The 11,346-nt window shown below is 36.7% G+C and carries 10 protein-coding genes; 3 read left to right on the plus strand and 7 right to left on the minus strand.

The window, feature by feature from the left end; translation table 11 throughout:
- Positions 1–22 precede the first annotated feature (22 nt).
- Entirely contained in the window at positions 23–2,938 is a 2,916-nt protein-coding gene (locus J2756_RS09360) for a glycosyltransferase family protein (RefSeq protein ID WP_209584969.1), read from the minus strand.
- A gap of 80 nt (positions 2,939–3,018) precedes the next feature.
- Positions 3,019–4,152 (minus strand): glycosyltransferase family 2 protein, encoded by a 1,134-nt coding sequence (locus tag J2756_RS09365; RefSeq protein WP_209584970.1) that lies wholly within the window; start codon positions 4,150–4,152, stop codon positions 3,019–3,021.
- A gap of 196 nt (positions 4,153–4,348) precedes the next feature.
- Here J2756_RS09365 and J2756_RS09370 point away from each other — a divergent pair, with 196 nt between their 5' ends.
- From J2756_RS09370 to J2756_RS09380, 3 genes are all read left to right on the plus strand, one after another.
- Complete coding sequence (locus J2756_RS09370; protein ID WP_209584972.1) at positions 4,349–5,098, plus strand: class I SAM-dependent methyltransferase; 750 nt, start codon at positions 4,349–4,351, stop codon at positions 5,096–5,098.
- 110 nt (positions 5,099–5,208) lie between these two features.
- Complete coding sequence (locus J2756_RS09375; RefSeq protein ID WP_209584974.1) at positions 5,209–6,141, plus strand: UDP-glucuronic acid decarboxylase family protein; 933 nt, start codon at positions 5,209–5,211, stop codon at positions 6,139–6,141.
- Between the two features lie 70 nt (positions 6,142–6,211).
- Positions 6,212–7,426, plus strand: a complete 1,215-nt coding sequence (locus J2756_RS09380) for a glycosyltransferase (protein WP_209584976.1) — start codon at positions 6,212–6,214, stop codon at positions 7,424–7,426.
- A gap of 25 nt (positions 7,427–7,451) precedes the next feature.
- Here the strand turns inward: J2756_RS09380 and rfbC are convergent, their stop codons facing one another.
- From rfbC to J2756_RS09405, 5 genes are all read right to left on the minus strand, one after another.
- The gene (rfbC, locus tag J2756_RS09385; protein ID WP_209584978.1) at positions 7,452–8,009 is read right to left on the minus strand and encodes a dTDP-4-dehydrorhamnose 3,5-epimerase; all 558 of its coding nucleotides are present in this window, start codon (positions 8,007–8,009) and stop codon (positions 7,452–7,454) included.
- Between the two features lie 52 nt (positions 8,010–8,061).
- Positions 8,062–8,937, minus strand: coding sequence for a glucose-1-phosphate thymidylyltransferase RfbA (gene rfbA / locus J2756_RS09390; RefSeq protein ID WP_209584980.1), 876 nt, complete (start codon positions 8,935–8,937; stop codon positions 8,062–8,064).
- Between the two features lie 378 nt (positions 8,938–9,315).
- The gene (locus J2756_RS09395; protein WP_209584982.1) at positions 9,316–10,152 is read right to left on the minus strand and encodes a DUF4012 domain-containing protein; all 837 of its coding nucleotides are present in this window, start codon (positions 10,150–10,152) and stop codon (positions 9,316–9,318) included.
- Positions 10,153–10,470: 318 nt separating this feature from the next.
- A complete protein-coding gene (locus J2756_RS09400; protein WP_209584983.1) occupies positions 10,471–10,788 on the minus strand; it encodes a hypothetical protein in 318 nt (105 codons plus the stop codon).
- A gap of 206 nt (positions 10,789–10,994) precedes the next feature.
- Positions 10,995–11,346 (minus strand): DUF4012 domain-containing protein (locus J2756_RS09405; protein WP_209584985.1); only part of this gene is annotated, 352 nt, incomplete at its 5' end.

Genomic DNA, 11,346 nt, shown 5'->3' on the forward strand with positions numbered 1-11,346 from the left:
TCCTCTTTTGATATTCCGCAGTTTAAAGTTTTAAATTTTTATTTAAAACTTCTAAAATGTATTCTACCTTTTTTTGAAATGTGTAATTATTCATTACTTTATTTTTACCTTCTTTAACCTTCTCAGATCGTTCATGCTCATTATTTAAATAATAATTTATCAACTTATTGAGTTCTTCTGGAGTTTTGTAGATTACCAATGCATCTCCAAATACCTCTTCATACCCCTCAATTTTGTCGGATATTATGAATGCTCCTGCTGCAAATCCATCAAACAATCTGTTTGAAATGAATCCTTTCTCCCTCATATCATCCCAGTGATCATTCAACAGTATCTTGCATGACGAATAGGCTTTCCTTAATTCGCTGTTTGGAATGTGTTCACCTTTGATGTATTTTTTAGGTATTAATCTCTTCCAGTTGGTTCCGTAGACTGCAAGGTCGTAATCAGTGGGCAGCAAGTCTTTGATTACTTTTCGGTAAACTTTCCGCGAGTTTCCAACGAAGAGTAAATCATGTTTGTAGTTCTCATCAGGATCTGGATAGAACAGCTCCGGATCTGTGCACTGTAGCAATGGCTCCACAGGAACCTCAACATTTTTGGCTACTTTTTGGGCCCAACTCTCTGATGCTATGAAAACATGGTCATATTGGTTGTACTCTTCAACACTAACATCATCAGGATGGGATATGTTCCACATGATGTTGAAGTGTTGTTTTTTAGGTTTGTAACGGTTTAAACCCCTTAAGACTATGATAGTATCGCAGCGAGCATCCCTGTTACCATCCCATTCTGGCAGGACTTGTAGAACAATATTACATCCTTTCCTTTCCAGTTCCTTCTTTAGACCAAGAGCCATGTGGTAATCTCCCCATTCCTGAACCTTCTCCCAGTCAGGTGCAGGTATCTTAATGGCGATCTTGGTTTCAAGGAGGTATTTCTCAAGAACATCCCTTATGGTTTGGGCCCTGTGGTCGTAGGTGTGATGTGAGAGTACGAATTCTTGTAGTTCCTTGATCTTATCATTCCTAGCATCTTCATTGGACAAGTAGTGTTCTAGAAGGTTGTTCAGTTCTTCCTTGGACCTGTAAACAGGTAAATTACCATGGAATGTCTCCTTTGCACCGAGTTCTCCGTTGGTCATTACAAGAACTCCGCTTGCAAGGGCATCGTAAACCCTGCTGTTTACTGATCCGTACTCTTTGGTCACCCTGTTGGCATCGTCAACAACGATCTTCGTGGAACTGTAGATCTCAGGCATCTTCTTATAGTTGACAAATCCCTGATGGTAACCCTTGAACTTCTCGAAGTTCTCCCAGTTTTTACCGTACAAATTGAACTTGTAGGGAAGGCTTTCAGGGTCTAACATATCAATTATTTCACGTTGATCATCCCAGTAACTGCCTGTGAAACAGTAATCACATTTCAAAGTTTCGTTTGCAGGTACGGAACTGTTGAACATATTCGGATCGGTTGCTAATGGCAGTAAAAAAACATTTTTCCCGGTTCTTTCTTGTATATAATTGCAACCAATTTCACTTGGTGCCATCACGATATCGTAGTCCACAAAGTCAGGGTTGGATATCCACCGGCTCAACCAGTTGCGAGGCCAAGCGACCTTGATCAACAAATTGTTATTTGACTGAATTTTACGGATATCATATGCATCTAAAAGGGAAATTACAACATCAACATCATCATCAACATCATACCAATCCTCAGACCCCCTCCTGGATAAGAAGCTTATTTTCCAGCCGAATTTTTTCAAACTATCTCCCAAGGATAGGGCTGTGAAGTAGTCACCTGCAGAGCTGTTCTCACCAGTTTCTGTAACTGCAAAGGCAACTTTCAGAGGGGTTTCAGAAAATAACCTGTTGCAGTTCAACTTGTCCATCAAAAGCTCCCTACGCAGCCATTTATTCCACTTTTCCATGAACAACCCTTTGTTCTTCAAACGCCTTTCTTTAACTTCTTTATTTTTACTTTTTTCTTGGGTTCCAAATTCGTAGTGGAATAAAAGCGTTTTTGGAGAGTAAATGTTTTTGTAACCTTTTTTAAGGAGCTTTAGGCAGAGGTCAACGTCTTCGTAGCCGTAGACGTACCCTTCATCCAGACCTCCAACCTCAAAGTATTTCGTTTTCTCAGTGAGTAATGCTGCTGCAGTTACTGCAGCACGTGCCTCCTCCCCATCTTCGGCTTCAAAGGTTGTTCCATTGCCCATATTGTATGGTTTGATGAAACCATCTTCCTCCCTAAAGGCTATCCCTCTGTGCTGAACTTTGAATGAACTGTTTTTATTGTGACGGGATTTGGAACAATCAGGATAGACCAGTTTTGCCCCCACAGCACCAATATCCCTGGATTTAAGTGCTGTTTGCATCATCTGGTTGAGCCAGCCATAGGTAGGTTCAACGTCGTTGTTTAAAAGGAGTAGATATTCACCTTCTGCAGTTTCTGCAGCTTTGTTGTTTGCACGTGAAAATGATTCATTTTCCCGGTTCTCAATGATCCTTAGGGGTAGATCATCTGAAAGTTCTTTTAATAACTCTATAGATTTATCAGTAGATGCATTGTCAACCATTAAAATCTCGTAGTTGGGGTACTGAACATTTTTCATGAAGTCACAGAATAACCTCTGTAAATGTTTCATACCGTTTCTGTTGATAATTATAATTGAAACTAGTGGTGCATCCTTACCAAAATCATGTAAGTCAATATTTGAAGTGTTTCTATTTATTATTGACTCGTAAAGTTCCTCTTTCTGACTTTCTGTAAGTCTTTCCCTTTCAATGAATTCCTTGATCTTGGATGCACCTACCTTAACCTTGGAACCGGTTTTACATTTCAGTGTTTTACAGTCATCTCTTAAATGATTTCTAAGTTTTCTTAGTTCATCGTAACCTTTTAATTCTTTTACTTTGGGTGGAACTTTTACCATTTCTATTCTCCAGTGAATAAACTTGAATCTTCAGACTCAAACTTTTTGAATTGAAAATAAAGTTATAATTGAATAAGGGATTAATTAAATAATTTTCGTATTGAAGACGTAATTTTACGAAGGGGTGATGTGATCTTCCAAGATGTGCTATTTTCATACTCTTCAATTTTATTCTGTAAATACTTTTTTTCTAAAATTTTTGATTCATACAGTTCATCCATCTTCCTTGAAAGATCAGTAATTTCACTTTTTAATCTTTCTTCTTCCTTTAAGGAATCTTTATTGTAATTTAAGTACGAAGAAGCAAGCCATTCACATCCTTCTAAAATGTTTGAGATATACTCAACTTTTTGGGGAGTGTATTTTATTTCTATATTCTGACAGAAACTCAAGTCCATTGGGGTTTCTTTAAGGTTAACCTCCTTTAAATCATCTTGTAAGGCATAACTTTTGGCAAACTCTGTGATATCCTCATTAAGAATTTCTTTATTTTCCTTTAATTTATTAAAAATCGTTTGCCAGTGAAAACTTTGGCCTTCGGGTCTGTTCAATTTGGATAAGTTGTAAATCCAACCAACCGTTATCTTGGATATTATTTGCTCCTTAGATCTTATGGGAAAATGGGCTATCCTCAAATTTTCATTAAAAGCAGATTTTATAACTTCATCATATCTTGAATCGAATGTTAAGTCATGGTTACCGAATGTTAATTTCACATCATACTTTTTAACAAGATCCTTTGGAATTATAACTTTGTAAAAATTTTCTAAATTATCTTTCCTTGCAGAGGTTATTCTTGCAGGTACAAAATCATCACTTCTTTTAAAATCTGGAACAAATGTTCTCCATTGCACATGATAATATGTGTTGGCTTCGATTTTTTCCAGTATGTTCCGGGGGGTTCCCTGGTCGGATGAAATAATAAATTCATCTGCATCTAAGGGGACGACAATGTCTGCATGAAATTCATCAACAGCTTTTATCAGCAGTTTACTCATTTTGGTATCTTGTTCATGTTCCCTGTCTGTATCTTCAAAAATTATTAAGGCTAAACCCTCTTCTTTAAGTTGTTTTAAGATTTTAAGGGTGTCGTCGGTACTGCCGTTATCTAATATAATCATTCCATCCATTACGTTGCTGTTGTAACGGACAAAGGACTCTATTACATCAGATTCGTTTTTCACCATGCTGATGGAGAAAATTTTTTTATCCATATTCTTTTGTAATATGGCTCATTTATTTAAAATTTTTCTTTTTCAATGCATTTTTAAGTTATATTTTAGTTTGAATGCTTTAATAAGGATAAAAAGAACTTTTACCATTTAAAATGACTTAAAAATAAGAAAGTTGGGCAAATTCATATAATCTCAATTAGAAAAATATTATCATACCTAAGCAAAATGGATATCAATGATTAAAAGAATGATTAAGGATCAAATAAGAAAAACGGGTATGGTAAGAGAGTTGGAAATAAAAAATGAGGCTTTGAAAAATCAATTAATTCTCAGTGAAAAAGAAAAGGCTGCTCTAAAACATCAATTATCCAACCTAAAAATAGAAAATAGAAGGTTATCCTCTCAAAAGTCAGAACTTGTTGGTTACAGCTTAAAAACCAATCTGCGAGGACTCAGTCCTGATGAGGGTAAACCAACTATAATGAAATATATTTTAGAGAACATAAAAAAGGATGCAAAGATTTTAGACGTGGGATTTGGTTCAGGGGTGTATGGTAAATTACTGAGGGCTTTTTATTATCAAAATATTGATGGTATTGATGTATATGATAAAAATATCCATGAAATGGGTCTGGATAAGATCTACAACAACATATTTATAGAAAACATTATGGATTTTGATTTTGAGCACTACGATCTAATAATAATGGGAGATGTACTTGAACATATTGAGTTAGAATCAGCTAAGGAATTGTTATTAAGATTCATAGATAATAATAAATGCAGTACATTAATAGTCTCAATCCCCTATGAGTATGAACAGGGTGAACTGTACGGTAACTCCCATGAAAGGCATTTACAAGACAAAGTCACAGGGAAATACATGAAAAGGCACTATCCGTACCTTAAATTAATAGATTCTTCCGTAATGGTTCATTCTGGAAGTACGGTGGCAGTGTATGTTTGGAATGATTCTGAAGATTAAATATAACAATGTGATAAACTATTTTAATGGGATTTAATCATGCTATATTAAATCATTTAAAAGCGTAGCTTATGTTACTAAAAAAATGGGAATGAAAAAGGGGCGATTTTATGGATAAAGTTCTTGTTACAGGGGCAGCTGGGTTCATTGGTAGTCATTTGTGTGAAAGATTTGATGCGGAAGGATTTGAGGTGTATGGAATGGACAACCTTATAACAGGATCCCCTGAAAATCTCAAAAATCTTAATTCTCCTTTTTTCCATTTTATAAACCACGATGTGACAGAAAATTGGGATACAGAAACAGATTTTGACTTAATACTGCATTTCGCATGTCCAGCAAGTCCAAAGGATTACCTGAAGTATCCTGTAGAAACCTTGAAGGCAAACTCTGTGGGAACCTTAAAAACCCTGGAATTAGCAGAGAAATGTGGTGCAAGGTACATCTTTGCCTCCACATCTGAAGTTTATGGAGATGCACTGGTTCACCCCCAAAGAGAAGGTTACTGGGGAAATGTTAATCCAGTTGGGCCTCGTTCAGTTTACGATGAAGCAAAAAGATTTTCTGAAGCTCTTTCAATGGCCTATTTCCGGAAGGGGTTGGATGTTAGGATATTAAGGATATTTAACACATACGGCCCGAGAATGAAAGCAAATGACGGTAGGGTAATTCCTAACTTCATTTCTCAAGCTTTAAACTCGGAATCTTTAACCATCTACGGGGATGGTCATCAAACCAGAAGCTTCTGTTACATGGATGATCTTGTAGAGGGTATCATGAGGGTATCAATAATTGAAGGTTTAAACGGGGAGGTCATTAACCTTGGAAATCCTGAGGAGTATAACATGTTACATATTGCAGAGATCATCCTTGAAAAAATAAAATCTCAATCAAAAGTGGTTTTCAAACCATTACCTGAAGATGATCCTCGCAGAAGGCGTCCTGATATCAGTAAAGCTAAAGATCTTCTAGGATGGCAGCCTGAAACTGTATTGAGCTCTGGTTTAGATGCAACTATTGATTTCTTCAAGTCCAAGATTTGAGTTAAAGACAGGAATAGGATATTCCTGTGATATTTTATAAAAATTTGATTTTAGAGTATGGAGAATTTCAATGAATGAAATAAAAGTATCTGTGGTAATCCCAGTTTATAATGTTGAAAAATATCTTAAACAATGTTTAGAAAGCCTTATTAATCAAACGTTAAGTGAAATCGAAATTATATGTGTAAACGATGGTTCAACAGATGGTTCACTGGAAATTTTAGAGGAATATACAGAAAAGGATGATAGAGTTAGGGTAATCAATAAAAAGAACGGCGGAATTGCATCTGCTAGAAATAGGGGTATGGAATTTGCAACTGGAGATTATATGGGATTTGTGGATTCTGATGATTGGATAAAATTGAATATGTACGAAAAGTTGTATGAAAATGCCCAGCTTTACGGCAGTGATATTGTGATGTGCTCAGCACACCGATTTGATGATATAACTCATGAAACATGTGATCTGCCCTATTTCACTTTAGAAAGATTTGATGAAACTTTTGACAACTCCATATTCACTCCGGATAAAACTAAAGACTTTTTCTTTGATATATGCGTTACTCCTTGGAACAAACTGTATAAATCAAAATTTTTAGAAGAAACAGGTGTAATATTTCATGAAGGACTAGATTTTGAAGACCCTCTCTTTTTTTATGAAACTTATCTAAAAGCTAGTAAATTATCTTTAGTTCGGGATTTTTTATATTTTTACAGGGTTAATAGGTCAGGTTCATTTATAACTTCAGCTAATGAACGTTTTTTTGATATTGTTGAAATGTTTGATTTGACTGAGGATGTTCTCTTTAAAACGGGTAATCATAATACATATCTGGTTGCTTTCTCTAATCTTAGGATTTCAAATACATTGTGGCGTTATGATCAAGTTGCTGAAAAATATAAGGCAAAATTTTTTGATATTATCAAAGAAAACTTCAAAAAAATGAATCCATTATGTATCGATAGTTTAGATACGTGGAACACGAAGAGATATCAGAACATCTTAAACTCCAATAATTACAGGGAATATGAATTATTGAAAAAAATTGATCATTTGATGGAAGTTCAGGAAGAAAAAGAAAAGCAGTGGCATGAAGAATTGAATAATCAAAAACAAAAATTTGTAAATGAGATCCAAACCCAGAAACAGGCCTATGAACTAGATATTAATGCTAAAAATCAGTTAATTCAAGAAATTACTTCTTCTAATAGCTGGAAACTCACAAAACCTCTTAGAGCTATCCGTAAAATATTAAAAAATGAACATGATCGTAGTTCCAATTAAAGGGACTATAATCCTATTCTTTGAATCAAAACTCAACAACAGTCTCCGCCAATGTTTTCCACTTCTCATCCTTCTCAGACAGAATAAGCTCATCCACACCCTCAAGGGGCCACTCAACACCTATCTCAGGATCGTTCCAGAGGATTCCAGCTTCATCATCAGCATCGTAAAAATCTGTGCATTTGTAGGTGAATTCTGCTTCATCTGAAAGTACTAGAAAGCCATGGGCAAAGCCTTCAGGTATGTAGAACTGTTTCTTGTTGTCTTCAGAGAGCACAACCCCTTCCCATTTGCCGTAGGTTGGTGAATCCCTCCTCAGATCAACTGCAGCATCGAAGACCTCTCCCCTGATAACCCTGACGAGTTTTCCCTGGGGTTTGGTGCGTTGGAAGTGAAGTCCCCTTAAAACTCCCCTTTTAGATTTGGACTGGTTGTCCTGAAGGAATGCAGCATCAATTCCAGCCTCTTTAAACTCCATTTCATGGTAGGTTTCCATGAAGTAGCCGCGTTCATCTCCAAATACTGTGGGTTCCACTATGTAAACGCCTTCAATGGATGTTTCCATAAATTTAAACTTACCCATTAATGATTCTCCTATTTGAAATTAAACTCCTAACTTGAAATTAAATTTAGAACTATAACTGTGCACCGTTGATAAGTTCAACCAAGTACTGCCCGTACTCAGTTTTCTTGAGGGGTTCAGCCAGCTCAAGTACCTTATCTGCAGTTATCCAGCCGTTGTTGTAGGCAATTTCTTCCAGACAGGCCACGAAGAATCCCTGTCTTTTCTGTATGGCTTCCACGAAGTTAGCAGCTTCCAGGAGGCCGTTGTGTGTTCCTGTGTCCAGCCATGCCATTCCCCTTCCCATGGTTTCAACCTTCAACTTTTGAGCTTTAAGGTAAGCCTCATTCACAGAGGTTATCTCCAGTTCACCACGATCAGAGGGCTTAACATTCTTGGCTATTTCAACCACGTTGTTGTCGTAGAAGTAAAGTCCAGGAACAACGTATTTTGATTTAGGAACTTCTGGTTTTTCTTCTATAGAAATCACATTGCCAGATTCATCGAATTCAACCACACCAAAGGGTCTTGGATCCTTAACGTAGTAACCGAAGATAACAGCACCTTCCTCCACTTCCCTGGCCTTCTTCAGGATCTCACTGAACCTGTGACCATGGAATATGTTATCACCAAGTACCAGGGCAACGCTTTCATCACCTATGAACTCCTCACCCAGAATAAAGGCCTCTGCAAGTCCCTTTGGTTCTTCCTGAATCTTGTAGGAGAATGACACTCCCAGATCACTGCCATCACCAAGAAGGTCCCTGTAGAGAGGTAAATCCCTTGGGGTTGAGATGATCAGTATTTCCCTTATACCCGCAAGCATGAGAACGGACAATGGATAGTACACCATTGGTTTATCGTAAATAGGCAGTAACTGTTTTGAAACCGCCTTTGTAATTGGATACAGGCGGGTGCCTGATCCACCTGCAAGAACTATTCCCTTCATGTTTCATCTCCTTTGTAACTTTTTCATGGTTAACTTAAAAATTTATGATGATTTCAATATTTCTTATAGATCTCAAATTTATCATTTGGTTGTTGTTCTAGATATTTCTTATCTCATATTAGGAGTTCAATGATCTTGGAGCAATATGATAATGGAACAACCAAAACCTATTTGGGACTTTGAATACCCTTTTTATTAGATGTTTGAGCTTTGAATACCTCTTTATTAGATTTTTGGACTTTTAATACCCTTTATTAGTAGTTATTCTGTTAAAAGCAATCAACAAACGTGTGATAAACTGAATCAATAAATAATGTACCTTCCAAGTTATGAAATTTTTACTATTTACTAAAAAAAGTAAAAATTGAAATGGATTCATCAGATTATTGAGTGCACACTTTTGGAAACTGCAAACTGTGCAACGAGATCGCCTGGAACAACCCTTATGTTTCCTTTGTTGTACTGATCCAGGGCAACGTTCGCCAGATTGATGTATATGCTCGGATTATCTTCAGCAGCGTGGATTATAGGATCCATGAGACTGTGCACAGCATCACCCCTTTTTTCTGTACTGTTTTTTTCCTCAGTCATGTTCCTTATGAAGCCAATAGAGTCTGTAATTGTCTGATTCTGACCATTCACTTCGACAGGACCAACTGCAGTTAAAAGGGCATCAATTGCATCGGGTGTTACCATAACAACTGCATCTGTTTTTATTCCTTTGTTGTACTCAACTATTTCCTGTGCCTGTTGGGCACCTTCCTCGGTGCTCACACCGTACAATGAGTCGTGAAGCAGCATGTTACCTGTACCCAGTTCTGGTGGTTCTGTTAGGTTAGAGCTTCTCATTCCTCCAGGATAGATGGATGTTACATTCTTTACATTTCCATCCACAACGTAAACTGCAAAGGCCATATCAACAGATCCCATGCCCTCGGTTCCATTGTCCTCTGTTGGATCAACACACAAGAGCAGGATGTTATGTTCACCTTTCATAGTGTTTGCTGATGATGGCTGTTCATATTCATAAATAACAAAGGCTGCTGCTCCAACCAAAAATATTAGAATCGCAGCTAAAATTACTTTTAAACCTTTTCCCAGACGATACTTCTTTCTGCGCCCTCTTTTGAATTCAATTCTTTTTTTAGGTTCTTCAAAAGTTCTTTTTTCTAATCTTCTTTTTTTTGGTTTTGGCGGTTTTTTTTTAAAAATCATAAAAGATCCTCAAGAATTATACTCAATGAGTTTTTTAAAATCCTGAAAAATCCTCAAGATGTATACTAAAGTAAAATTAATGACATCCAAGTATATAAATCATACTAATGCAATGTTTTGGGGGTACGATCCACAAGTTTTTGAAGCTATTACAACTAAATTTTGTCTTTAATATTATCAGTAACCTCTCAATGAGTGTATTTATCAAAGAAAAAAGGGAAAATATGGTCTACACTGGTTTTATCCTTTAAAAAAATCCTATTAAAAATAGGATAGAAATTATTAATGTATGATCAACTGGTTGACATATACCTAATTTTACTGCTCAAGGGTACTATTGCTGTCGCCAGTACCATCGCTACTGCTATCGCTGCTACTGCTTGAATTGTGCCGGTTCTTGTAAGTCCTGTTTGAGCTACTTGAACTTGAGGAACTGCTATCTGATCTGTAATCAGTATCGCTGGTATCTGTACTGCTTTGAGATAAATCCGTTGTGTTGAGGGTGGTGTTGTTTGCAGTGATATTGGATGAGTTGTTATCCGCGGCCACTGTGAGTCCTGGCATTGCATACAAAGCCCCGCATAAAATCAATATTACTGGTATCAATCCTGCCATTAATTTATGATCCTTGTCCATAATTCACACCTTACTAAGTTCTTACTTCAATGGTATAATAAATTGTTGCATAAAAAATTCATATTCAACCTGTTTGCTCTGCATGTATAAGTTTAATTCTTAAGATCCATCATATCACTCTTTTAAGATACGATTCAAGATATTACCGTGATGGCATACAAAAAAAGTTAAAAAAGGGAAGATAGTTTACCTTCTAATTTAAGAAACTAAATCTTCAGACTTTTGGTAATTGCAAACTGTGCAACGAAATCTTTTGGGACAACCCGAATATATCCTTTGTTGTACTGATCAAGAGCCACGTTCGCCAGCTTAAGGAATGTAACAGGATTGCTTTCAGCAGAGTCTATTATAGGCTTCATAACAGATTCCACAGCAACACCCCTGGTCATACCCCCGCCGCTCTGTTCGCCCCTGATGAAGTTAATGGAGTCGTTGGTCACGTAACCGTAACCATCCACGTAGATTGGACCTGCAGCACTTACAAGTGCGTTAACTGCATCAGGTGTTATCATCACAACTGCATCTGTTTTTATTCCCTTGTTGTACTCAACTATTTCC

The sequence above is a fragment of the Methanobacterium aggregans genome (genome assembly GCF_017874455.1).
Lineage (GTDB): Archaea > Methanobacteriota > Methanobacteria > Methanobacteriales > Methanobacteriaceae > Methanobacterium_C > Methanobacterium_C aggregans.

Bases quoted from the DNA above. Each gene is read 5' to 3' on its own strand.
- J2756_RS09360 (WP_209584969.1), bottom strand. From the start codon at position 2,938: ATGGTAAAAGTTCCACCCAAAGTAAAAGAATTAAAAGGTTACGATGAA.
- J2756_RS09365 (WP_209584970.1), bottom strand. From the start codon at position 4,152: ATGGATAAAAAAATTTTCTCCATCAGCATGGTGAAAAACGAATCTGAT.
- J2756_RS09370 (WP_209584972.1), top strand. From the start codon at position 4,349: ATGATTAAAAGAATGATTAAGGATCAAATAAGAAAAACGGGTATGGTA.
- J2756_RS09375 (WP_209584974.1), top strand. From the start codon at position 5,209: ATGGATAAAGTTCTTGTTACAGGGGCAGCTGGGTTCATTGGTAGTCAT.
- J2756_RS09380 (WP_209584976.1), top strand. From the start codon at position 6,212: ATGAATGAAATAAAAGTATCTGTGGTAATCCCAGTTTATAATGTTGAA.
- rfbC (WP_209584978.1), bottom strand. From the start codon at position 8,009: ATGGGTAAGTTTAAATTTATGGAAACATCCATTGAAGGCGTTTACATA.
- rfbA (WP_209584980.1), bottom strand. From the start codon at position 8,937: ATGAAGGGAATAGTTCTTGCAGGTGGATCAGGCACCCGCCTGTATCCA.
- J2756_RS09395 (WP_209584982.1), bottom strand. From the start codon at position 10,152: ATGATTTTTAAAAAAAAACCGCCAAAACCAAAAAAAAGAAGATTAGAA.
- J2756_RS09400 (WP_209584983.1), bottom strand. From the start codon at position 10,788: ATGGACAAGGATCATAAATTAATGGCAGGATTGATACCAGTAATATTG.